The organism is Planktotalea sp. (assembly GCF_039984035.1).
Lineage (GTDB): Bacteria > Pseudomonadota > Alphaproteobacteria > Rhodobacterales > Rhodobacteraceae > Planktotalea.
Genome location: NZ_JBDWVM010000272.1, coordinates 1 through 23,096, shown reverse-complemented (window position 1 = coordinate 23,096; position 23,096 = coordinate 1). Strand labels below are relative to the sequence as shown.

Here is a 23,096-nt window from a genome sequence, read left to right as displayed (position 1 = left end):
GGCATGATCAATGACCATTTCGCGACGATTGCAATTGAAAACAGCGACAAGGTATTGGGGCGTAGCCAAGCAATAACACGCGGCAATCTCGCGATCTTGGACGCATGGATCGCGCAGGAACCCAGAATGACATGGATCAAGCCAAAGTCTGGCACGACCGCTTTGCTGAAATTTGATCTGCCCATGACGTCACGGGACTTCTGTGTCGCTTTGTTAAAAGAGACGGGCGTTATGTTCACGCCCGGCTCGGCGCTCAACATGGAAGGCTACGTGCGGATCGGCTATGCGAACAATCCCGCGATTTTGAAAGAGGGACTAAAGTTGGTCTCTGCCTTCTTAGCGCGGCGCGGCTGAGTCAGCGCTCGCTCAACCGTTATTTCCCCTTCGCGCAAGCGACGTAGATTGCGAGGTCTCGCAACTAGCAAAATCTATCCGCGACCAACGGGCGTAAGCGAGTCAAAGGGCTTGCCCACGGCCTCAAGATATTCGTTTTCGTCCCAAAACCCGATGAGGATGCCGGATTCCGCCGCCTTAGATTGACCGGCTAGTACACGCGGCGTTGCGGTAATGCGCGTATGATGTCGCGCGGCCCAAGTGAGCAGCGCCGCTTCCATGCGGGCACGGACATCCATGTGTTCCTGCGTCATTGATGTGCCGATATCATTCAGTTCATCGGGGTCCGTTAGCAGATCAAACATGACAGGGTCGAACCCCTCACAGCGAATATATTTCCAGCGCCCATCGAAGATCATTTTCGTGTGCGCGTTTTCTTGCGGCTGCTCGAGCGTGCGGGCCATGTCGGACCAATGGTAGTCGTGTTCGCTGATCACATAGTTTCGACTGAACCCGTCTGTGTCGTGCAGGATAGGCGTCAAGTCACGCCCTTCGATCACATGCGGTTTCGCGGGGGCGCCGAGCGCGTTCATGAATGTCGGGGCGAGATCGATCATTTCGACCAGCGCATCAGAGGATTGACCGCGCGTTTTGTTGGCCTCTGGGCGTGGGTCTGCAATGATCAAAGGCACTTTGACTGCCATTTCATGATAGAAGTCTTTGTCGCCCAGCCAGTGATCACCCATGTAATCGCCGTGATCCGACGTGAAGGCGATGATCGTGTTTTCGCTATGACCTTCCGCATCCATCCACGCAAACAACCGACCCAGATTATCGTCGAGTTGCTTGATCAATCCCATATAGGCGGGGATTACATGCTCGCGAACCTGATCGCGGGCGAAACTCTGGCAGACCCGCGCGTTTTGATAGGCATTCATCAAGGGATGAGAGGTCTGACGTTCCTCAGCGGACCTGATCGGTGGAACAATATGTGTCTCATCATACATGTCGTGATAGGGCGCAGGCACGATATAGGGCCAATGCGGTTTGATGTAGGACAGATGGCAGACCCAAGGGCTGTCTTCTTTGGCCGCCTCGGTCATGAACGCCATAGCTCGATCCGTCATATAGGCCGTTTCTGAATGTTCTTCCGGTACATTTGCGGGCAGGCGCGAGTTCTTGAGTAACCACGCCGAAAGCAGATCGCCATTCGCGTCTAATCCTGAATTGGCGAAGTCTTCCCACGGATTTTCGGACGTGAACCCATGCGCGACGAGGTAGTCATCATAGGCGGACCATCGTTGTCGCGGGCTATCTGGATGCAGACCATCATCACGCTCAAATGGCTCAAAGCCACATTCAGACACCCGCACACCGATTTCGCTGCTTGGATCAATGCCGAGCCATGCCATACCTTCTGCATCGGCCGTCATATGGGTCTTGCCAACAAGCACAGCGCGCGCACCGACTTCGCGTAGGTGATCGCCCAAGGTCGGCTCTCCGACGCGCAAAGGCGTGCCGTTCCAGGTTGATCCATGACTGCGCACATAGCGCCCAGTATAGGCGGACATGCGCGAGGGGCCGCAGACGGGTGATTGCACATAGGCGTTGTTGAACTTCACACCGCGCGCGGCGAGAGCGTCGATATTTGGCGTGTGAAGATGTGGGTGACCATAGCAGCTTAGATAATCAAAGCGCAGTTGATCTGCCATGATCCAAAGGACATTCGGGCGTTTTGTCATTCTATTTCTTCTTTCGACACAATGTCTTCGGCAGGGCGGCGCACGAAAGCCTCAAAGCGATCGAGATACCCTATCAAATCTTCAATTTCTGTTGGCGTGAAGGTTTCGCCTAATGCTGCGCGACGTTGGCCCATGACAGGAGCCGCTAAGCGATACGCCTCGCGGCCTTCATCCGTCAGCGTCACAATCGTTTGCCGTCCATCCTTGGCGGCCTGTCGCATCGATACCAGCCCCTTCTTACGCATCTGGGGCAGAGCGCGGCTCAGTTGCGAATGATCGGTGCGTTGCGTCAATGAAAGATCTCTGATGGTCATCGGCCCGACCTCGTACAAGTCCCAAAGCGTTCGCCATTCGACGACAGAAAGACCGCCGCCGATTTGTAGCAAATCCTGAGCCTGCTTGCGCGATGCTGCATAGATAGCAGCTAGCCGTGCAAACAAATTCGTATTTGCTTGCTCAATACGGGCCTTTATCCGTTTAACATCGCGTTCTTGATCGCCAGTCATATGCGCTCCACTTCGCCTTGGATAAGACCCCAAAAATAAATGCGTGACAAGTCATATAATTTCTGCAAACCTCATAACAAGCCTTCCTAGCGAAGGCATTCGCCCTTGGAGAAGGGCATAATCTGGGAGGATGATATGATTAAATCAATGCTACTTGGCGGTGTTTTCGCACTCGCTCCGGCAGTTGCGTTCGCACAAACGACGCTGACCGCTGAGACAACAACACCGGGCTCAACCCCGCATTACATCGATTCAACCTTGGCTGCTGTTTTGGACAGTGCAGGGGTGGCAACGATGCAAATCACCGAAGGCGCGACGCTCACAAACTCTGTTCAAGCTGTTGCCGAAGGCCAGTTGGACATGGCGCCTGCGCCGCTGATCTTGCCGTTCCTATTGTCACGCGGCATTGGTCCGTACAGCGGCATCGGCCCTGAAAAAGGCGCCGAGTTGGCAAGCAACATCCGCATCCTGTTCTTCAACGCGGGTTCTGCGCAGATGTTCGGCTACTACAATAGTAACCCTATCGAAGATATCCGTGACCTTGCCGGTAAGCGGATTTGGAATGGTCCACCACGTGGAGCAGCGTTGACGTCTGGTCGTGCCATGATCCAACTGCTGTCTGGCGTAAAAGACGGCGAGGGATATGAAGGCGTTCAAAACCCGTGGCCGGATACGGTATCTGCGATCACAGGCGGCAGTGTAGACGCTTGGACGATCCCCGAAGGTCTGCCATCTGGTCGCGAAATCGCGATTGCGGCGGCGGGTGGCATCACGATTCATGACGTCCCTTCTGATATTCTGGCGAGCGAACTTGGCCAGCAAATCCTGTCAGCGCCCGGACATGCACCTTACTCGGTCCCAGTGGAAGAGGTCCGTGCAGCTTATGCAGGCAATGACATCACTATTGTGACGGATGATGATACGTTTGATAGCTTTGCGACGGCCTTTGGTCAGATCGTTCCAGCGACAATGGACGACGATCTCGCCTACAATATCACCAAAGCCTATCTTGCAGCGGAAGATCGCTTTTTGACTGGCTCACCACGAGGTCCTTATCTCGGCCTAAGCTTTGGTGACATTGAAGGTACGAGCCAAGGTGTTTGCGGGGCAGTACAGGTCAAGATGCACGCTGGTGCGATCCGCGCGTATGAAGAAGCGGGCCACACCGTTGCCGATTGCGTGCGCCCATAACCATAATTGATATGCGCGGCAGGGCTTTACCTGCCGCGCTTTAAGGACTTTTTCATGTCAGATGCAGTCGCGACCCGCGGGGCTAGCCGGACTTGGGCGATTGCTTTGGGCTTTCTCCTTGTCGTCGTTGGTATGCTCAACACGATGCCGGAAATTCCCGGTCTTCAAGACTTTGCCCGCGCCATAACAGGCCAGCCCTTCCTTCGGGTTTCGGGGTTTCCACCTGAGTTCTTCTATCCACCAGTATTCCTTTTGATGATGGTCATCGTCGCGCTGGATTCCAGCGTTTATCTGGCGTGGAAGGTCTCTCGTCCCGGCTTGGCATGGCTTGGACTGCTCTTAGACGCTGGTTTGATTTTAGCCGCATTCCTTGCATCCTTTGGCTTCTTGGTTGAGATCGATTCAGTCTGCTTGATTGACCAAATCACAGGCGAACGTGCGCGTCTGATTGCAGAGGCTGCCGAGCGCTCTGCAGGTGTTATTCCCGGCATCTCCTTTGACGCCGAAGTTCCCGCCTGTCAGGGACGGTTCGGGATATGGATCATCCCGTTACTCTTCACAATCATTACCTTGTTTTTCCTATACAACGTTAGGGTTTGGGGCGTTCCACTGGTCGCCGTGGCCAGCGTCGTTGTGATCTATACGGTCGGCACCGCGCTGATCTGGGTCTATGATCTCAGCGACAACAGCTTCCTTCTTACCAAACTGGGCGCTGACGGCGGTGACGTGCAGGCCGCGGCAATCCAGAAGGCGACCAACGTTTTCATTACACCTGACGGGTTCATGGGACGGTTCATGGATATCGTCGTGAACCAAGTCTTCCCCTATGTCGTTCTTGGCGCGCTCTTTGGCTCATCAGCGGGTGGCACCTCACTTATCAAACTGGCGGTCCGTTTGACGCGAAACCTGCGCGGTGGACCGGCCCATGCGGCTATTGTCTCGTCCGCGATGTTCGGCACGATTACGGGCGGTCCGGTGACCAACGTGCTTTCAACGGGTCGCCTGACGATCCCAATGATGAAGCGCAATGGATTTTCACCTCAGTTTGCGGGCGGGGTTGAGGCCGCCGCCTCATCAGGTGGCCAAATCATGCCGCCCGTCATGGGCGTCGCGGCCTTCGTCTTAGTCGCATTGACTGCCGTGCCTTACACAAAGGTCATCACAGCGGCATTCCTGCCTGCCATGTTCTTCTTCTTCTCGATTTTCCTTGCGGTCATGTTCCAAGCCCGCCGCGAAAAGGTCGAAGCCATGCGCGACATTCCAGATGATCTGGTGATGTTTCGCCAAGACTGGCTGAACCTCGTCATCATCTTTGTGCCCATCCTGACCATCCTGTTCTTGCTGCTTGGCAATAAGGACGCCGTCAGTGCGGGTTGGCTTTCGTTCATTCTGCCTAGCTTTTTGACCCAGACCATCGTCAATTCGACTGGTGATGCGACGTCCGCAGGCTGGTGGGCTGTGGTCGTTCTTTTGCCGCTGCTGTTCTTGGACCCAGGAACACGGGCTAAACCCTCGAAAGTCGTCGTGTCATTGGCAGATGGCGGCATCCTGATTTCGCGCTTGTTCCTGCTGCTCTTCGCCGTGTCGATCATTTCGGCATTCTTGAATGAAAGCGGCCTTACGGGGGAGCTGACCCGCGCTGTCACGTCTTGGCTGGAGACAGCCAATACTTTGCGTCTCTTCGGGTTTGAAATTCCGATCGTTGGCGGTGTTTATCTGATGCTTGCGCTGACCTGCGCCATGTTCTGCGCGATCTTGCTCGGCATGGGCATGCCAACGGTGCCTGCCTATGTGAACGTTGCGCTGCTTTTGGGGCCGCTGCTGGCGAACCTCGGTGTTAGCTTCTTCACAGCGCATATGTTTGTCTTTTACTTCGCCGTGGCCTCGGCGATCACGCCGCCAGTTGCGATTGCCGCGTTTGCGGCGGCCTCGATCACAAGAACCGAACCGATGCGCACCGCTTTTGCCGCCGTTCGCGTTGGCATCGTCATGTTCACGATCCCCTTTGTCTTTGCGTGGTATCCCGAACTTCTTTTGATCGAAGAAGCGGTAACGATCACGGATAAAACGGGCCGTAGCGCGTTGATCGAAGGGTACTCCGGAAGCGTCGATTGGGGCGGCTTAAGCCTTTTGGGATTGCGTCTCGTGCTCGCGCTTTATTTGATGGCTTCTGCTTTGGCCTATTTCGACCGCGCACCGCTGCGCCGTTGGGAAGTAGCGCTGAGGTTGCTCGCAGCTGTGCTACTCTTGTGGAAAACCGCGATGTTGATGTGGGTCGGTATCGTGCTCGCGATTGTTCTAATTGGGCTGCACACGGTCATGGCGCGACAGAGGCAACTGAGCTAAAGACGAAAGAATTGTTGATTTTGGCGGACTGCTCTTTGCCCCGCCAAAATCACCCTAGTCGCGCTCTAACGCGGCTTGGGGTCTGCATGAAACGGCCTTCATCATCATAGCAAAATGTGCGGAAACAGAATGATGATCGCTGTGACCACCAACATGATCAAACCAAACGGCATAGCACCCAGAAAGATGTCTTTTAGGCTGATGTTCTCATCCGGCAGGCAGCTTTTTACGACGAAGACCGCGATGCCCAAGGGGGGCGTCAAAAGGCCGATTTCAACAACAATAATGGACAGTATGCCGAACCAGACCAAATCCACCCCGAAGTGTTCCAAGAGCGGGATGAAAATCGGCACGACGATCAGCAGGATGGAAATGGAGTCGAGCAATGTGCCCATCACCACCACGATTGCCACATAGGCGATGATCAACCAGAGCAAACTGAACTCGGATTGTACAACCCAATCTTTCAACTCAGAAGGTGCGCCTGATAATCCGAGCATAGAAGAATACATGCTTGCGGCGATGATCATAAAACTGATTGAAGCCGTGATGTGACCTGTTTCGACGCAGACGCGCCAAAAGGTCTTCCACGACAGGCGACGTTTCAGAATGGTCAGTAGCAAGGCCCCAGCTGCGCCCACTGCGCCAGACTCGGTAGGGGTGAACAGCCCAGTATAAATGCCGCCAATCACCAAAGCGACGAGGCCCACAATGGGCGCTAAAAGTTTCGCAGCTTCCGCCATGCTGATGTGAACTGGATCAGCTCCTGCAATACTGCCGTGCGATGCACCAACCCATTCGGGGCGCAAATGCCCGACGGTCAAAATCGCGACAGCGTAAAAGAGGGCAAGCATCAACCCGGGCACAATCGCGGCCAAGAACAAGCTGCCAACTGAAACCTCTGCGATAAAGGCAAAGACAATCAACAAGATGCTCGGGGGGATCAACATGCCGAGAACAGAGCTTCCGGCGACGATCCCCACGGCCAAGCGGGGGTGATACCCGAACCTCAGCATCTCAGGCACGGCCACCTTGGTGAACACGGCCGCAGAGGCGATGCTCACGCCAGTGATCGAAGCAAAGATGGCATTGGCCGCAACCGTTGCCACGCCAAGGCCACCGCTGATTTTGCGAAAAACGAAATGCGCGACGCGAAACGTCTCTCGGGCGATGTCCGAGACCGAAATGAGCAACCCCATCAACACAAACAGCGGGATGACTGCGAATTCCTGACTGGCGATGGTTTCGACCGACTTCTGCGTGAGCAAAAAGACAGAGATTTGAAAGTTGCTCGTAATGATCCAAACGCCAAACAAAGACACAAGCGCGAGGACCACGGGAATAAGCATTCCCGCGAAAACGAAGAACAAAATGACAATGATGGAGATAACTCCGACGTCCAATCCGGTCATGATAAACACGCGCCTTTATTTGCTTGAAAGGTGAGGGAGGTCTTGGGGGCTTTTGCCCCAAACCACATGGCTCAAATGCCGAAGGGCAGTTGTGCAAAACAAAACGGTCATCACTGCCGCGCCAACGGCAACCGCCAGCTCCATAGGCCAGATCGGAGCGGTGAAGGCCCCTTGGTTTCCGATGTAGAAATCGCCGTCCCATGCTTCTGCAAAACGCCCGAACCCACCTTTGGATATGAAAAAGAACAATCCGGCTCCGGTAGCGTCGAAAATGGCATTGACCAAATAGCCCGTTCGCGGAAGCCTGCGCACCAACATCTTCAGAAGGCCATCAGAGCGCATCATGCGACCCTCTCTGAGCGCGTCGGAGATTTGTAGAAAAACCACCGACACAATGCCAAGCTCGGTTAATTCGACAACGCCCGGCAGGGACGAATTTAGAAGGTTGCGCCCAACGACATCAGCGCAAATCAAAATCATCATTAAAATGATCAGAAGTGTGCCCATCGCGTTCAGGGAGATGACCAACTTGTCCAAGGCTTTGGACAGGGTGGTAAGGATGGATGGCAACCATCCTAGACGCTTGTTTTCGCTATTCATGACGCAACCCTCAAGGATCTAGAGTTTACTCTTGGTCCCAATGACGCGCGATGGGTTGGTTGGCCTCTCGCATTTTGGTCATATAGGTTGTCAGAACTTCAGTTCCGGGCAATCCGTTTGCGTCCGCTGCCTGTGCCCATTCTTTGGCGATGTTCGGCATCGTTTCTGCCCAAATCTGTCGCTGTTCAGCCGGAAGTTCGGTGATGGTACCGCCTTGCTCAATGCACGCGGTGCGCCCGTTTTGATCGCCTAGCGTGGATTGGCGGGCCAGCTCATCCCGATAAAGGGGGGTGATTTCGCGCATGACATCCTACACTTCGCTCGGCAGATTGTTGAACCATTTCTCGTTCGCGACCACAGCGAGCGCGGTGACGGCGCCCATGTCGGCAGAGAGAAAATAGGGCGCGGCTTCGCAGAGTTTGAAGGCGCCAACCGCATCGGCCCATGCGATCATTGCATCGGTGACGCCGCTATCCACGTCGTGATAGAATTTGGTGAGCGCGCTCGGCACGCCAGTTGTTCCTAAACCTTCCAACCAACGTAGGTTCAGACCAGCGCCCGACACTTTGAGGCCGTCAAAGTTTTCGAGGGTTTCAATGGGTTCTTTTGAAAGCATCGCATAGGTTTTGATCGTTGCCATATGGCCAAGAAATTCCAGACCATGCTCATTCCACGCCTCGGTCATTGCCGGGATCGAGAATGTGACGTCATCATTAATCTTCGGGTTCAACGCCAGATCGACGCTCACAAACGGCGTGACATAGGACACGCTGGACAGGGGCACACGATCGGCGTGGAAGGCTGAAACAACCAAGCCGATTTGGCCGATGCCTTTCTGCGTACCTTCAAATTCTCCGCGAGGTTTGACGACAGTTCCGAAGGCTTCAAGGTATTTCAGCTCATAATTTCCGTCTTCAGCCAGCCGCTTGTTCACTTCTGGCATCCAAAATTCTTTGAACACGCGAACCCAAGCTGTGCGCTCCGGATATCCCGACAAAACCGTCACGTTTATGGTCTCTTTCGCAGATGATGCACCTGCGCCAAAAGCTACGGATAGAGCCACGGCCGCACCTACGCTGGCCAGCTTGTTAAGTTTAATCATTCTTACCTCCCACGGTGACGATTAAGTCAAATTGATAGAGTAATCTCCATCGTTCACCGCAGCCCTGACCGAATCTTCGGTTGCGCCGTGATGAAAGAAAATGTCGTTTCAGACTTGATTTTTGTTTTAAAATTACCCCGCAAATTCACGTTAAGGGATAGGTTTCTAAAGGAAAAATTCTTTTTGTTGATAAGTGCGATGCAAAATACGTATCAATGGGCATGGAAATTAAGTTATTGAAATCATTTATAGCTGTGGCCCGTTTGAAGAGTTTTTCGGCCGCTGCGCGTGAGCTGAACACGGTACAACCGGCGATCAGTCGACATATTTCGGACCTCGAGACGGAACTGAACACTTGCCTGTTTTGGCGCAACACCCGCGAGGTGAATATCACCTCGGCGGGCGAGGTGCTTTTGCAAGAAGCTTTGGAAATTGTTGCACATGAAGAGCGCGCCCGCACGTTGGTCAAACTGGCGTCGTCAGGTCAGGTTGGGCGTTTGCGGATCGGGTATTTGGGACCTGCGTGTTACCTCTTTTTGCCCAAGCTGGTGCAGAAGTTCTCAGAGACTTATCCGGATGTTTTGATCAGTTTGCATGAGCTGACGGCGCAGGAACAATTAGAGGCGTTTCAAAAGGGGACGATCGATATCGGTTTCTCGCGGCCCGTTCCCAGAATGGATCGGGCCAGCTTCGACAGTAAAGCGGTCTATCAGGATAGATTGATAGCTTTTGTGCCTTTGGATCATCCTCTTTCGTCAACGTTGCGCAAATCCATTCGGCTATCAGAACTGGCAGATGAACGTTTCGTTCTTTTCACGCGGCGAGGGGCTCCGATGTTGTTCCATCTGGTAATCAAAGCCTGCCAAAACGCGGGGTTTGAACCAAACGTGTCCAGCGAGCCCGGTACAATGCAAACTGTGTTAACGGAAGTTTCCGCAGGGCTAGGCGTATCAATCGCGCCAAGTTGCATCCTTGGTCTGAAACTTGTGGAATGCAGAGGGCTGATGATCGAAGATTGCGAGGACAAAATACCCCTTGAAATCCAATGTAAAAACGGCCCGATGCCTCGGGCGTTAGAGGCCTTCACAGAGTTAACCATGTCGTTTGCAAACAGCATTCAAGCGCTTATCGACCGTACGGCGATGCCGGAAAATCAATGATGCCTATCTTCTCGGCTTTATTGATACCAAAAGTGTATAATTGGGATCACTAATTAACATTTCTGCTATTTAACGTCTCATTCTAGAAATCTGTCCAATAGATGCAGGATCGCTGAGCGGATTCATCTTGGTCGGAATTTTGGAGGGAACATGTATATTAAGCAAAAAACAGCCGCTAAATTGCGCGTAACAGGACCAAAGCCTAATGCCACAAATTGAACCGCAATTGGCCGAACTCAAGACCTTGCAAGGTGTGCATCTGTGGCACGCTCCATTTTCGAGTTGCTCTCAACGCGTGCGCTTGACGCTTGCGGAAACCAACCGAGCCTATGAAAGCCATCTTGTCGATCTAATGCGAGGGGAGCACGCTAGTGCCGACTACCAAAAGATCCATCCGAAAGGTTTGGTTCCGGCTCTTATCGAAGACGGCGCGCTTTTTATTGAATCCGTAGATATCATCCAACACCTTGCACGGGATCATCCGTCTTTGATGCAAAATGTTGATCGTCAGGTCTTGGAACGCGCCGATGAGGCACAGCTTGATCTCAAATTATTGACGTTTGAGTTTCTGTTTCGTTCCGCGCCAAAACAGCCCGAAGATAGCGCCAAGAGCTTTCAAGAGGCGCACCAAAACGAGTGGCTCAAACAGTTTTATCGTGATTTTGCCGAAGGGTTTTCCGAGGAACGGATCAAAGAGGCTGTTGCACGCACTGCTGCGGGATTTGAGTATCTTGACACTCTGCTGCGGGATGACAGGCAGTATTTTTCGGGCGATACGTTTACGGTTGCTGATATTGCGTGGCTTCCCAACTTTCACCGATTTGATCTGATGTCTTGGCCGTGGCATCGCACGCCGCGCTTGATGGCTTGGTTTGAGAGGGTCTCAAAGCGTCCAAGTTACCAAACTGCTCTTGCGGATTGGGAAAAGGAAACAGCTTTGGTTGAATTCGCCCAATACACAAAACTGCGCCAGAATAACAAAACGAGTATTGCGCATGTGGGGTTCTAAACAGCGGTCGTCGCAAGTTGATGAAGGGCTGGCAGCTCTTCGGCAACATAATCGCGCATGTGGGTCGCAAAAGCAGTCAGCAGCGGGCTTTCGAGGCGGTTGGTTGGCGTAACCATGCCAACTGACATTGCCGATGATGTGAATTGGACAGGCAGTTGGGCCAAACTATCGGTATCCTCACTTCGGCGGAGCGCGTAGCTGGGTAGGACTGTCAGAAAGTCTGTGTTGCGGAGCATTTCTAAGATGGATCCCGCAGACTCGCTTTGAAAGGCGTATTTCAGATTGCGGACCCCGAAGGAGGACAGGGCGCTGGCCATGTCCGCTTGCAACATGCTGTTTTCAGAATGACTGATCCAAGTTGCGTTCTCCAAGTCTTGTGCAGTCACTTTGCCCGCCTTGATCAGTTTGTGATCCGCGCGCCCGACGACGATATGTTGATCCTTGAACAGGGGTTCGATGGCCAGGTCTTCCCTTGAAACGGTCAATAAACGCAAGGGACAGATGACAACGTCGAGCTGGTTTAGAACGACCTTGCGCTCAAGTTGTGGGAAATATTCCGACACCAGTTTGATTTCGATGTCCGAGCGTTGTTGCAAGAACCCGGCGATGGCATCTCCGACCAATCGTTCACACAAAAACGGCGGTGCGCCGATTTTGAGCTCTCCGCTCATGCCGTCGAGAACGATTTGCGCTTCCTCAAACGCGCGTCGGCGTGTGGAAGTAATCGTGCGTCCATGATTGGCGAGTTTTTTACCGACTTCGGTCGGTAATAAGGGTCGGCTGCTTCGCTCAAAGAGCGGTGTGCCAAGCCGTGCTTCAAAGTTAGCAACCATTCGACTTAATGCAGATTGCGACGTTCCCAACCGTTTGGCGGCCTCGTTAAAGGTGCCACACTCGACGATTGCAGCAAGCTGCTCCAGATGTCTTGGATCAATGTTCATATCAAAATCGCAAGTTAACGTATCCAGATACTATTGGACTGGCATGTTAGTTCCGTCAACACTGATCCGACCAAGTATCGAACACACAAAGGGTCTGGGTTGAACACGATGTTGAAAGCGAACGACGAACCTTGGCTGGTTCTGGAACCCAAGTTTGGGGCGCAGCAGTCTCGTTTGGTGATCTTACATGGGTAAGAAACAAAAGAACGTTCTGTTCATTATGGCCGATCAGCTTCGATGGGATTACCTCAGCTGTTATGGCGCGACCCACATCCATACCCCGAATTTGGATTGGTTGGCCTCAAAAGGCGTGCGCTTCAACAAGGCCTATGTGCAATCACCGATCTGCGGTCCCAGCCGGATGAGCTTTTATACAGGGCGCTATGTGCGCTCGCATGGATCTACTTGGAATGGGTTTCCATTGCGGGTGGGGGAGCCGACATTGGGCGATCATCTGCGCGAAATCGGCGCGAAGTGTTCGCTTGTTGGCAAGACACATATGACCCCTGATCGCGAGGGCATGAAGCGCCTTGGGATCACGCCAGAAAGCACGATTGGGGCTTTGGTGGCAGAATGCGGCTTTGACGTCAGAGTGCGCGACGATGGCACTAACAATTCCGACTACCCCGGGCGCCAGGGCGAAGATTATGACCAATATCTGCGCGATCATGGCATGGATGGAGACAACCCGTGGGAAGAATGGGCCAACACGGCCATTGGTCCTGATGGCGAAAAACGCTCTGGCTGGCTGTTGGACAATGCGCGATTGGCGGCGCGCGTTCCAAAAGAACATTCAGAAACCGCATGGCTGACGACGCGCGGCATTGAATACATAGAAGAGCAGGGCGATCAGCCTTGGCTATGTCATCTGAGCTATATCAAACCACATTGGCCGTTTTTGGCCCCAGCGCCCTACAATGACATGTATTCTGCGCAAGACATTCCCGCTGTGAGCCGCACCGATGCGGAGCGAAACACCGAACATCCCTTGATGCGCGCATGGATGGATATGCGCGTGTGCCAGACCATGTCGCGCGATGATGTCCGCAATCTGGTCGCGCCTTGCTATATGGGGTTGATCAAGGAACTGGATGATCAGATGGGCCGCTTGTTTGCTTATCTGCGCGAAAGCGGTCGCATGGACGATACGATGATTGTCTTCTGCTCCGATCATGGGGACAACATGGGCGATCACTGGCTTGGTGAGAAAGACCTGTTCTACGATTGCTCCGCGCGCATTCCATTGCTGGTCTATGATCCCGGCCAAGAGGCTGATGCGACCCGCGGCACCAGTTCGGACGCGTTGATTGAAGCAATCGATCTTGCGCCAACCTTCCTTGACTTCATGGGCGGAGAGGCGAAACCACATATCCTCGAAGGCAGATCGCTTACTCCGCTGCTACATGGTGAACTGACGGAGTGGCGCAGTTTTGCTGTGTCCGAATATGACTACTCAACGCGCGATGCGCGACAGGATGTTGGGGTGGATCAATCAGATGCACGGCTCACGATGATTTTTGATGGGCGTTGGAAATATACCTACGTCGAAAAGATGCGCCCCATGCTTTTTGATCTAGAGACCGACCCAGAGGAGCTGTGCGATCTTGGCGGCAACCCGGACTACGCAGGCGAAATCGAACGTCTTCAAGGGCTACATTTTGAGTGGACCCGTCGCCATCACAACCGAATTACACGTACGGCCGAGGCGGTGAACACAATGGCCGCCAACAAAGAACCACCCGGCATCCTGATCGGATTCCGCAATAAAGAAGAGCTTGAGAAAGAGGGCAGGACGCTTCCTGCCCACACCATTGGGTAAACAGATAGTTTTGGGAGGAACATCATGTCTAAATTCACTTCGATTGCGGGGGTTCTCGTAACGCTCGGCATGGCGACGGGCGCGCATGCGCAAGCAAACTTAACGGGCGAGACGACCCCGCCAACCGAGATCGCAGCGCAAACCCTATTTGGCGTCGCTGAACTGGCCGCCGAAACAGGTCTTGCAAACATTCAAATCGCGGCAGGCCAGACGCTAACCAACTCTGTGCAGAACGTTGCGGAGGGTAAAACCGACATCGCGGCAGCGCCATTTGTGCTGCCCTTCTTGCTGTCTCGCGGTGCAGGACCTTACGCAAGCATCGGTCCAGAGACGGGCGCAGAATTGGCTGGGCAGCTCTCGGTTCTTTATACTTATCGCTTCTCTGTCTTTGGCCTTTCGGCCTATGAAAGCGCCAATTTTTCTGGCTGGGACGCGGTTGAAGGCGCGACGATTTACAACGGACCGCCGCGCGGCGCTGCGTTGAACAAAGCGCGTGCTATGGCACGTCTCGCGGCAGGTTTGGAGGACGGCAAAGGGTACACAGGGCTTCAGGTAAACTGGGGACAATCCGTATCCACCATCACGGAAGGCTCTGCGAACGCGCATATTCTGCCCATGAACTTCCCAGATGCGCGCCACTCACAAGCGGCATCATCAGGCGGGATGGTCGTTTATTCGTTCCCAAAAGATGTCTTTGAAGGGGAAGCGGGCACCAAATTTGGCCGCGCTCCGGGCAGCGCTGCCGTGGTTCAGCCAATCGAAGAGGATTTGTTCGGGCCAAACATCCGTGTTGTGTCTGAAGATGGAAACTTTCGTGGATACGCGGATATTGGCGGCGATGTTGTGAACACATCAATGGATGAAGAACTGGCCTACCAGCTCACGAAAACATTCCTCGATGGGTTGGATATGATCAAGCAGCGCACACCAAGCATGGCCAAAGGCTGGTTGGGTGAAACGGATCCTGCAATCACCGGCATGTGTGGTCCAAACCCGATCAAATATCACCCCGGCGCCGTGCGTGCGTGGCAAGAGGCAGGGTATACTTTGCCTGAATGCGCCTTGCCGTAAACGGATAATTACATGAGAGCGGCAGACTATGCCGCTCTCAAAGTCGCTTTTTAGCACCTTTGTCAGCGAGCTTCAGAATGAACCAGTCACCAAGACCTGACACCCCTCCAACGCCTGCGCCAAGAGGGGCGTTGTTCTGGCTTTCACTCGTTGTTGTCTCCGCTGGCCTAATGAACGCAATTCCGGGGGTTCCAGGCCTAGACGAGGGGTTGCGCGCTGCAACTGGCCTTGATTGGCTCAAAATCCGAAGGTTCCCGACCGAGTGGTTCTATCCGCTCGCTTTCGCGTTGATGATGCTCTGCGTGGTGCTGAAACACTCCGCATGGCAGGCAATGCACGACAGTCCGGCAGGCAAACGCAGGCTTGGATTGCTATTAGACCTCGCGATGGTCGCGGCGGCGTGCACGGTCTCAATCACCTATATCGTCGAAATTGAATCTATCTGCCTGATTGACCAATTCACAGGTGAGCGCGCGCGTTTGACCGCTGAAGCGTTAAGAATTGAAACCGAAATTGCAGAAACGATGGGGCTGCCCGCGCCGAGCACGGTTGAAGACCCGAGCTGCGTGGCGAACACAGGGGGCTGGTTGGTTCTAATCGTCGGCCTCACAGTGTTGATCTTTCTTGCTTACAACGTGCGCGTTTGGGGATTGGCGCTGGTGCTGGTTGCTCTTGCTGTTGCGCTCTACACCATTGCGACTGTGCTTGTGTGGTATTTCCATGGGCCAGAAGACATCAACAAATACCTCATGACCAAACTCGCAGGGGAGCCACGTTTGCTCTCGGATGGGCGGCCGCGCGTGCATGATATCTTGGTTAACAATGCCTCCGGCCTCTTGGGGCGGTTCATGAATATCATGCTGAACACGATCTTTCCCTATCTTGTGTTGGGTTCTCTCTTTGGTGCCTCCGCAGGGGGGCAATCGCTGATTAAACTGGCATTCCGCTGGACCCGTAAACTGCGCGGTGGTCCGGCACATGCGGCGATTGTGTCCTCAGCCATGTTCGGGACGATTTCGGGGGGACCTATCGTCAATGTTCTCTCCACCGGCGTTTTGACCATTCCGATGATGGTGAAACGTGGCTATTCCAAAGTGTTCGCAGGCGGGGTCGAAGCAGCGGCATCATCGGGAGGTTCGATCATGCCACCCGTCATGGGCGTTGCGGCTTTTGTCTTGGCCTCGCTCACCGTCGTTCCCTATTCGCAAGTCATCATCGCGGCCGCCATTCCCGCAGCTGCCTATTTTTTCTGTCTGTTCCTGTCGGTCATCTTTCAAACCCGTAAACAGAAGATCCATGCCATCGGCAAACTGACCGAAGACATGCATATGTCACGACAGGACATTTTGAATTTGGCCATGATCTTCGGGCCTATTCTGTTGATTCTTATTCTGCTGCTCACCACAAAGGAAATGGTAGGGTGTGGCCTGCTGGGCGGCGTCTTTGGCGCGGAGCGGAGCTTTGTCGACGGACATTGCTCGGTGCAAAGCCTGTCGTGGTTTCAACGCGCGGTCCAAAACGCGGCTGGCGATGCAGGAAGCGCGGGTTGGTGGGCGGTTATGTTCCTGATCGCGTTATTGTTTCTTGATCCCAAGGTGCGCAGCAAACCGGTTAAGATTGTTGAGGCGCTCTCGGATGCGGGCGTTTTGGTATCGACGCTTTACCTGATGTTCTTAGCCGTTTCCGTGATTGATTTTTGCCTTCAATTCACGGGCCTGCCGAACTTTATCTCGCTGGATGTTCTAGGGTGGTTGAAGACTTTAAACTTGGGCGAAGAGGGCTCTGTTGGTTTCCAATTGATCGCGCTCGGTGTCACGATGTTCATCGCAATCTTACTGGGCATGGGGATGCCCGCAGTTCCCGCCTATATCAATGTCGCCTTGCTCATGGGGCCTGTACTGGCCGGCCTTGGTATCGCGAATTTCACAGCGCATATGTTCATCTTTTACTTTGCGGTCGCCAGCGCCATCACGCCGCCAATCGCCCTTGCGGCCTTTGCCGCCGCATCCATCACGGGTGCAAACCCGATGGCCACAGGTTTCTCCGCAGTGAAATCTGGTGTCGTGATGTTTGTGATCCCCTTCATCTTTGCGCTCTATCCTGAAATCCTATTGATCGAAGCGGCAGTCATAGACCCTGTGCAAAGCGGCAAAGGAGAACAGGTTTACCTGTCTGGATATGATGGCACGACACACTGGCCCGCATTGGCCCTTGTGATGTGCCGCATTACGTTTGCGCTGTATTTATTGGCAAGCGCCTTGGCCGGGTTCGACTTTCGTAAATTGGCGGCGTGGGAGATCATTTTGCGATTGCTCTGCGCGGCCATGATCATCTCGTTCAGCGCAGCGTTCCAGACGTTAGGCGTTTTTGGCGCGCTGGCTTTAATTGCTTGGCAGCTGAAAAGAGACCCGCGCGCAGATTAAGCTGCGTGCAGCGCCTATCTGTTTTGAGTGTTAGCACATAGAAAGTGCTGACTAACGAGGCTCTTGTGCGCTTGGGCATTGACGCTGCGCTGCGCAAATGAACACTTAGCCTATGACTTTTGAAGCCCGTTTAACCCGCACGCCTTTCCCATTTGATCCAACGCTCGGCGCAGAAACTGCGCAGCGTGTTGTGGGCATAACGCCTGCCGTGTGCGAATTGCTGGTCGGGACCGCAGGATGTAGCCCGTATTTAAAGGGTTTGATTGAACGCGAGGCAGATTGGCTAGAGGGTGCTTTAGATGCGCCTGAAACCGCTGTGAACGCAGTCTTTGACAATCTAGCGCAGCATGATCTTAAAACGCTCCCCGTGGCCTTGAGAGAGGCCAAGCGACGGATCGCGTTGATCACAGGTTTGGCCGATTTGGGCGGTGTTTGGAACTTGGAACAGGTAACGGGCGTTCTGACAGACTTTGCCGATGTCGCAGTAAGTCTAGCGCTAAAGGCAACCATCGGGGCGGAGATCGCCCGAGGCAAATTGCCGGGCATGAGCGAAGAAAACATCGAAGACGCAGGCGGAATGTGCGTTCTTGCGATGGGGAAAATGGGCGCGCATGAGCTGAATTATTCCTCTGATATCGACTTGATTTGTCTGTTCGACGAAACCCGATTTGATCGGGACGATTTTTTCGATGCGCGCGCTTCCTTTGTTCGGGCGACGCGCAAGATGGCAGCCATGCTGAATGACATTACAAGCGAGGGCTATGTATTTCGCACAGATCTGCGCTTGCGACCTGATCCGAGTGTGACGCCCGTTTGCATGGCGATGGAAGCGGCTGAGCGGTACTATGAAAGCCTTGGGCGCACATGGGAGCGCGCGGCCTATATCAAGGCGCGTCCCTGCGCAGGGGACAAAGACGCAGGTGCGCGGTTCTTGCAAAGTCTAAGTCCCTTTGTTTGGCGCAAGCACCTCGATTTTGCGGCAATTCAAGATGCCCATGCCATGCGGTTGCAATATCGCGAGCACAAGGGGCTAGGCGGTCCGTTCAAACTGCATGATCACAATATGAAACTCGGACGCGGCGGCATTCGCGAGATCGAGTTTTACACCCAAACACGTCAAATTATTGCCGGTGGGCGCGATCCAGATCTGCGAGTGATCGGAACGGTTGAAGGCCTTGCCGTGCTCAGCGCGAAAGATTGGGTGCCGCGCGAAACAGCCGAGCAATTGACCGATCACTACAGAGCGCACCGCGAAGTTGAGCATCGATTGCAAATGATTGCGGATCAACAAACCCATAGCCTGCCAAATTCTGATGAAGGGTTTGCCCGTCTGGCCGCCTTCATGGGGCGCGAGGATGCGGAATTGCGGGCCGACTTGAAGGACCGCCTGGAAGCGGTGCATGCGTTGACCGAAGGGTTCTTTGCGCCCGAAACCTTTGAAGCGCCGCCAGAGCACACGTTCGAAGATCCGATTGTGACCCGTTGGCAAACCTATCCTGCGCTACGCTCGGATCGCGCGGTGGAAATTTTCGAACGTTTGAAGCCTGATTTCCTACTCCGTCTTTCCAAGGCGGCAAAACCGGACGAGGCGCTGCTTGCCTTTGACGGCTTTCTCGCGGGGCTTCCCGCCGGCGTTCAGCTGTTTTCCTTGTTTGAGGCCAACCCGCAACTGATCGATCTTTTGATCGATATTGTTGGCACCGCACCCGCGCTTGCACGGTATTTATCGCGCAATGCCAAAGTGTTCGACGCGGTGATTGCGGGCAGCTTCTTTGCGCAATGGCCGGGCGTTTCCGGGCTCACGACAGAGCTGGGCGCATTACTCGCGCGGGAAGACGATTATGAACGCCAGCTTGATGCGACGCGTCGCTGGGCCAAAGAATGGCACTTTAGCATCGGGGTGCATCATCTGCGCGGCCTTGTTGATGCCGATGAAGCCAGCAATCGTTATGCGCATCTAGCTGAGGCGACGCTGCGCGCGTTGTGGCCCCATGTGGTAGCGCAATTCGCGGCGAAATACGGCGATATGCCCGGGCGCGGCGCGGTGATCGTCGGGATGGGCTCACTCGGGGCAGGGCGGTTGAATGCGACCTCTGATCTTGATTTGATCATGATCTATGATGCCGATGGCGTTGAAATGTCGAGCGGCAAACGCGCATTGCCTGTGCGCCAATACTATGCCCGCCTGACCCAAGCCATGGTCACCGCGATGACCGCCCCAATGGCAGAGGGGCGGCTCTATGAGGTGGACATGCGCCTTCGCCCTTCAGGTACGCAGGGGCCTGTTGCGACCTCTTGGCAGAGCTTTCAGGATTACCAAAAAAACCAAGCTTGGCTGTGGGAGCATCTTGCCCTGACCCGCGCGCGCGTGGTGGCTGGAACAGACGATTTAGCAAAGGACGTGGATGCGCTGCGCTGTGACATCGTCGCCCGCCCGCGCGATACCGCGATGGTCCTGAGCGAGGTCGCGAAGATGCGCGCGCGCATCCAAGCGGCAAAGGCTGCCCAGATTTGGGATGGCAAGCTCGGAAAAGGCCGGCTTCAGGACATTGAGCTTTTGGCGCAAGCAGGTTTGCTGGGCAGCGGGTCACAAGATCGCGATATCCTTAAAGGTCTGGAGGCCTGCGTCGTATTAGAGTGGCTCAACGCCGCTGAAGGCCAAGCATTGATCAAGAGTTACAGGCTGTTCTGGGCCATGCAATTGGCGACCAAGCTCCTAAGCGAAACCACAATTGATGACGCGGATATGCCAGAGGTGATCGGACAAGGCGGGCTATCATTCCTGCTGCGCGAGACGGGCTTTGACACGCTGGAAGCGATGCGAGAAGGTATTGCCGACATTCAACGAGATGCAGCCGCTGCCTTGGACGCAGCACTGCCCAATGATGAAGAGGTGCCGTAATGCGCGCATTGAAAGGTGATGCATTTGATCCCAAGGGCTTGGTGGCTGAGGCTTACAATATTGATGGGATCACAGCATCGGAATGCAGAACCATCTTTTTGGATTGGGCGCTGAACCTCGAGGGCGACACCAAAGAGGCGCTGACAATCTTGATCGAGCGGCACGCAACAGGCGCGCATCCTATGGACGGAGTGCTTGCTGAAGCGCTCAAGGCTGATGCTAAGCCGCGCCGTCGCGGCGGTTGGCGTAGCCGCGAGCGACCACCAATGCCATCATGACAGTGCTCTTGCAAAAGGGCCGGTTTCGCGTGCGCCAAAGCAGGGCAGACGCGGATATCGCCAAAGCGCAAGAGTTGCGCGCCATTGCTTTTGGCTGCTCTGACGCTGATGCGATTGATCCGCTGTGCACACATGTTTTGGTTGAAGACACCAACAGCGGTGAGGTGCTCAGTTGCTTTCGGATGCTGCAACTGGATGGAAAAACAGTGGCGCAAAGTTATTCTGCCCAATTCTATGAGCTCTCCGCACTTGAGGCCTATGAGGGCGTCATGGTTGAGATGGGGCGCTTTTGCACGCATCCTGATCACGCCAATGATCCCGATCTCCTGCGCTGCGCATGGGGCGCAATGACCGCCTATGTGGATGCCCACAATGTAGGGCTGTTGTTCGGCTGCTCGTCCTATGCAGGCACCGATACGGACCCCTATCTCGACAGTTTCGCGATGTTGAAAGAACGCCATCTCGGGCCGCGCCATTGGCTACCGCGCATCAAAGCGCCCAAAGTGTTTCGCTTTGCCAAAGAGTTGAGCCGCACGCCAGATATCAAAGCAGCCCTGCGTAAAACGCCCCCTTTGCTGCGGACCTATCTGATGATGGGCGGATGGGTCAGTGATCATGCCGTGGTCGATGACAGAATGAACACGCTACATGTCTTCACAGGTGTCGAAATTCGCGCGATCCCGAGCGCGCGCAAGCGGCTTTTGCGCGCTGTCGCGGGTTAAGCGAGGGGCACATCCCAATCTAGCGTTGACCTTTGCAGCGCCCTTGCGTAGCTGGCAGGTATGGCACGCGCACCCGTTCTTCAGCTCTCCGATATTTCTCTCACCTTTGGGGGAGATCCTGTTTTTGATGGCCTCGATCTGGTCGTTCAACCCAATGACCGTGTGGCATTGGTTGGGCGCAACGGATCGGGCAAATCCACGTTGATGAAGGTCATGGCCGGCTTGGTCGAGCCTGATCGCGGATCGATCGTTGCAGGGCCGGGCGTCAGCGTGGGCTATATGGAGCAAGAGCCTGAAATGAAAGGCTTTGCTACGCTCGGCGATTTCGCGTTGAGCGCGCTAGAGCCCTCTGAGGCTTACAAGGTTGAACGCGCTGGCGAAGGGCTGAAATTTGATCCCGCGCGCGCGGTTGAAACTGCCTCTGGCGGGGAACGTCGCCGCGCCGCGCTCGCTAAACTCATGGCCGAAGCCCCTGGTTTGATGTTGCTGGACGAGCCGACCAACCACCTTGATATTGAAGCCATTCGCTGGCTTGAAGAAGAACTTCGCACCACGCGCACCGCGTTTGTGTTGATTTCGCACGACCGTGCTTTCCTGAATGCTTTGACACGCGCAACCCTTTGGGTGGATCGCGGCCAGGTCCGCCGTCAGGAAAAGGGCTTTGAGCACTTTGAGGCATGGCGTGACACGACGTGGGAAGAAGAAGACGTGCAGCGCCACAAGCTTGATCGCAAGATCAAGTCAGAGGCGCGTTGGGCGGTTGAGGGCATTTCAGCGCGCCGCAAACGTAATCAGGGCCGCGTGCGTGCCTTGCAAGACTTGCGCGCGGAACGCGCCTCGCAAATTCGCCGTCAGGGCACGGCTGCAATGGCGCTGGATGGTGGGCAACAGTCCGGCAAGAAGGTGATCGAGGCGCTGAACCTGTCCAAGTCCTTTGATGGTAAGGATATCGTCAAAGATTTCTCGATCACCGTGCAGCGCGGTGACCGGATAGCCTTTGTCGGGCCGAATGGCGTTGGTAAGACGACTTTGATCAAGATGCTGATGGATCAGGAGCCGAGCGATACAGGGACTGTGAAGCTCGGAAGCAAGTTAGAGGCAGCGATCTTCGATCAGGCGCGCGCGCAGCTTGATCCTGATATGACGCTCTGGGACAGCCTGACGGGTGATCCTGATATGCGTGTCTCTGGCAAGGCGGATCAAATCATGGTGCGCGGCATGCCAAAGCATGTTGTTGGCTACCTGAAAGAATTCCTATTTGACGATGCCCAAGCCCGCGCGCCTGTGCGCTCGCTCTCTGGCGGGGAAAAGGCGCGGCTTTTGCTGGCAAAGATCATGGCGCGCGAAAGCAACCTGTTGGTGCTTGATGAACCGACCAATGATCTGGACGTCGAAACGCTTGATCTCTTGCAGGATTTGCTGGGCGAATACCAAGGCACTGTGCTGCTCGTTTCGCACGACCGTGATTTCCTTGATCGCGTGGCGAGCACGACTGTCGCAATGGAGGGCAATGGCCGCGCGACTGTCTATGCTGGCGGG

Annotated in this window: 18 protein-coding genes and 1 pseudogene; 12 read left to right on the top strand and 7 right to left on the bottom strand. The window is 54.6% G+C overall.

Going from position 1 to position 23,096, the window contains the following annotated elements; all coding sequences use genetic code 11:
* Nucleotides 1-354 (top strand): annotated as a pseudogene (locus ABJQ89_RS12420) (aminotransferase); the annotation flags it as partial.
* A 74-nt stretch (nucleotides 355-428) separates the two neighbouring features.
* On the opposite strand, the gene ABJQ89_RS12415 reads toward ABJQ89_RS12420, so the two are convergent.
* Complete coding sequence (locus tag ABJQ89_RS12415; protein WP_348496547.1) at nucleotides 429-2,075, bottom strand: sulfatase-like hydrolase/transferase; 1,647 nt, start codon at nucleotides 2,073-2,075, stop codon at nucleotides 429-431.
* Nucleotides 2,072-2,581: a winged helix DNA-binding protein gene (locus ABJQ89_RS12410; RefSeq protein ID WP_348496546.1), complete on the bottom strand. Its 510-nt coding sequence runs from the start codon at nucleotides 2,579-2,581 to the stop codon at nucleotides 2,072-2,074. Before ABJQ89_RS12410 ends, ABJQ89_RS12415 begins: the two co-directional genes overlap by 4 nt.
* A 135-nt stretch (nucleotides 2,582-2,716) precedes the next feature.
* Here ABJQ89_RS12410 and ABJQ89_RS12405 point away from each other — a divergent pair, with 135 nt between their 5' ends.
* Complete coding sequence (locus ABJQ89_RS12405) at nucleotides 2,717-3,772, top strand: TAXI family TRAP transporter solute-binding subunit (protein WP_348496545.1); 1,056 nt, start codon at nucleotides 2,717-2,719, stop codon at nucleotides 3,770-3,772.
* Nucleotides 3,773-3,826: 54 nt separating this feature from the next.
* Nucleotides 3,827-6,118 (top strand): TRAP transporter fused permease subunit, encoded by a 2,292-nt coding sequence (locus ABJQ89_RS12400; protein WP_348496544.1) that lies wholly within the window; start codon nucleotides 3,827-3,829, stop codon nucleotides 6,116-6,118.
* A gap of 104 nt (nucleotides 6,119-6,222) precedes the next feature.
* On the opposite strand, the gene ABJQ89_RS12395 is transcribed toward ABJQ89_RS12400, so the two are convergent.
* From ABJQ89_RS12395 to ABJQ89_RS12380, 4 genes are read right to left on the bottom strand one after another with little or no spacing between them, the layout of a single operon-like run.
* A complete protein-coding gene (locus tag ABJQ89_RS12395) occupies nucleotides 6,223-7,530 on the bottom strand; it encodes a TRAP transporter large permease subunit (RefSeq protein WP_348496543.1) in 1,308 nt (435 codons plus the stop codon).
* Nucleotides 7,531-7,545: 15 nt separating this feature from the next.
* Nucleotides 7,546-8,130 carry a TRAP transporter small permease gene (locus ABJQ89_RS12390; RefSeq protein WP_348496542.1) on the bottom strand — a complete coding sequence of 195 codons (585 nt, stop codon included), beginning with the start codon at nucleotides 8,128-8,130 and terminating at the stop codon, nucleotides 7,546-7,548.
* A 25-nt stretch (nucleotides 8,131-8,155) separates the two neighbouring features.
* Nucleotides 8,156-8,434 (bottom strand): hypothetical protein, encoded by a 279-nt coding sequence (locus ABJQ89_RS12385; protein WP_348496541.1) that lies wholly within the window; start codon nucleotides 8,432-8,434, stop codon nucleotides 8,156-8,158.
* Between the two features lie 6 nt (nucleotides 8,435-8,440).
* A complete protein-coding gene (locus ABJQ89_RS12380) occupies nucleotides 8,441-9,232 on the bottom strand; it encodes a hypothetical protein (protein WP_348496540.1) in 792 nt (263 codons plus the stop codon).
* A 236-nt stretch (nucleotides 9,233-9,468) separates the two neighbouring features.
* Here ABJQ89_RS12380 and ABJQ89_RS12375 point away from each other — a divergent pair, with 236 nt between their 5' ends.
* Nucleotides 9,469-10,392 carry a LysR family transcriptional regulator gene (locus tag ABJQ89_RS12375; RefSeq protein ID WP_348496539.1) on the top strand — a complete coding sequence of 308 codons (924 nt, stop codon included), beginning with the start codon at nucleotides 9,469-9,471 and terminating at the stop codon, nucleotides 10,390-10,392.
* Nucleotides 10,393-10,597: 205 nt separating this feature from the next.
* Entirely contained in the window at nucleotides 10,598-11,401 is an 804-nt protein-coding gene (locus ABJQ89_RS12370) for a glutathione S-transferase family protein (RefSeq protein WP_348496538.1), read from the top strand.
* On the opposite strand, the gene ABJQ89_RS12365 is transcribed toward ABJQ89_RS12370, so the two are convergent.
* A complete protein-coding gene (locus ABJQ89_RS12365; protein ID WP_348496537.1) occupies nucleotides 11,398-12,342 on the bottom strand; it encodes a LysR family transcriptional regulator in 945 nt (314 codons plus the stop codon). The genes ABJQ89_RS12370 and ABJQ89_RS12365 overlap by 4 nt on opposite strands.
* A 187-nt stretch (nucleotides 12,343-12,529) precedes the next feature.
* On the opposite strand from ABJQ89_RS12365, the gene ABJQ89_RS12360 reads away from it, so the two are divergent.
* The 7 genes from ABJQ89_RS12360 to ABJQ89_RS12330 all read left to right on the top strand — a co-directional run.
* On the top strand, nucleotides 12,530-14,161 hold the full coding sequence (locus tag ABJQ89_RS12360) for an alkaline phosphatase family protein (RefSeq protein ID WP_348496536.1): 1,632 nt from the start codon (nucleotides 12,530-12,532) through the stop codon (nucleotides 14,159-14,161).
* A gap of 24 nt (nucleotides 14,162-14,185) precedes the next feature.
* A complete protein-coding gene (locus tag ABJQ89_RS12355; protein WP_348496535.1) occupies nucleotides 14,186-15,232 on the top strand; it encodes a C4-dicarboxylate ABC transporter substrate-binding protein in 1,047 nt (348 codons plus the stop codon).
* A 77-nt stretch (nucleotides 15,233-15,309) separates the two neighbouring features.
* A complete protein-coding gene (locus ABJQ89_RS12350) occupies nucleotides 15,310-17,655 on the top strand; it encodes a TRAP transporter fused permease subunit (RefSeq protein WP_348496534.1) in 2,346 nt (781 codons plus the stop codon).
* 112 nt (nucleotides 17,656-17,767) lie between these two features.
* Entirely contained in the window at nucleotides 17,768-20,557 is a 2,790-nt protein-coding gene (locus ABJQ89_RS12345; RefSeq protein ID WP_348496533.1) for a glutamine-synthetase adenylyltransferase, read from the top strand.
* A complete protein-coding gene (locus ABJQ89_RS12340) occupies nucleotides 20,557-20,835 on the top strand; it encodes a hypothetical protein (protein ID WP_348496532.1) in 279 nt (92 codons plus the stop codon). The genes ABJQ89_RS12345 and ABJQ89_RS12340 overlap by 1 nt, the downstream gene beginning before the upstream one ends.
* On the top strand, nucleotides 20,832-21,557 hold the full coding sequence (locus tag ABJQ89_RS12335) for a GNAT family N-acyltransferase (protein WP_348496531.1): 726 nt from the start codon (nucleotides 20,832-20,834) through the stop codon (nucleotides 21,555-21,557). Before ABJQ89_RS12340 ends, ABJQ89_RS12335 begins: the two co-directional genes overlap by 4 nt.
* Nucleotides 21,558-21,617: 60 nt before the next feature.
* The coding region (locus ABJQ89_RS12330) for an ABC-F family ATP-binding cassette domain-containing protein (protein WP_348496530.1) at nucleotides 21,618-23,096 on the top strand (1,479 nt) is incomplete at its 3' end.

What these genes read in the sequence shown, in the direction of transcription:
- ABJQ89_RS12380 (WP_348496540.1), bottom strand. Translation starts at nt 9,232, where the DNA reads ATGATTAAACTTAACAAGCTGGCCAGCGTAGGTGCGGCCGTGGCTCTA.
- ABJQ89_RS12340 (WP_348496532.1), top strand. Translation starts at nt 20,557, where the DNA reads ATGCGCGCATTGAAAGGTGATGCATTTGATCCCAAGGGCTTGGTGGCT.
- ABJQ89_RS12350 (WP_348496534.1), top strand. Translation starts at nt 15,310, where the DNA reads ATGAACCAGTCACCAAGACCTGACACCCCTCCAACGCCTGCGCCAAGA.
- ABJQ89_RS12385 (WP_348496541.1), bottom strand. Translation starts at nt 8,434, where the DNA reads ATGCGCGAAATCACCCCCCTTTATCGGGATGAGCTGGCCCGCCAATCC.
- ABJQ89_RS12415 (WP_348496547.1), bottom strand. Translation starts at nt 2,075, where the DNA reads ATGACAAAACGCCCGAATGTCCTTTGGATCATGGCAGATCAACTGCGC.
- ABJQ89_RS12405 (WP_348496545.1), top strand. Translation starts at nt 2,717, where the DNA reads ATGATTAAATCAATGCTACTTGGCGGTGTTTTCGCACTCGCTCCGGCA.
- ABJQ89_RS12345 (WP_348496533.1), top strand. Translation starts at nt 17,768, where the DNA reads ATGACTTTTGAAGCCCGTTTAACCCGCACGCCTTTCCCATTTGATCCA.
- ABJQ89_RS12370 (WP_348496538.1), top strand. Translation starts at nt 10,598, where the DNA reads ATGCCACAAATTGAACCGCAATTGGCCGAACTCAAGACCTTGCAAGGT.
- ABJQ89_RS12390 (WP_348496542.1), bottom strand. Translation starts at nt 8,130, where the DNA reads ATGAATAGCGAAAACAAGCGTCTAGGATGGTTGCCATCCATCCTTACC.
- ABJQ89_RS12355 (WP_348496535.1), top strand. Translation starts at nt 14,186, where the DNA reads ATGTCTAAATTCACTTCGATTGCGGGGGTTCTCGTAACGCTCGGCATG.
- ABJQ89_RS12400 (WP_348496544.1), top strand. Translation starts at nt 3,827, where the DNA reads ATGTCAGATGCAGTCGCGACCCGCGGGGCTAGCCGGACTTGGGCGATT.
- ABJQ89_RS12335 (WP_348496531.1), top strand. Translation starts at nt 20,832, where the DNA reads ATGACAGTGCTCTTGCAAAAGGGCCGGTTTCGCGTGCGCCAAAGCAGG.
- ABJQ89_RS12365 (WP_348496537.1), bottom strand. Translation starts at nt 12,342, where the DNA reads ATGAACATTGATCCAAGACATCTGGAGCAGCTTGCTGCAATCGTCGAG.
- ABJQ89_RS12395 (WP_348496543.1), bottom strand. Translation starts at nt 7,530, where the DNA reads ATGACCGGATTGGACGTCGGAGTTATCTCCATCATTGTCATTTTGTTC.
- ABJQ89_RS12360 (WP_348496536.1), top strand. Translation starts at nt 12,530, where the DNA reads ATGGGTAAGAAACAAAAGAACGTTCTGTTCATTATGGCCGATCAGCTT.
- ABJQ89_RS12410 (WP_348496546.1), bottom strand. Translation starts at nt 2,581, where the DNA reads ATGACTGGCGATCAAGAACGCGATGTTAAACGGATAAAGGCCCGTATT.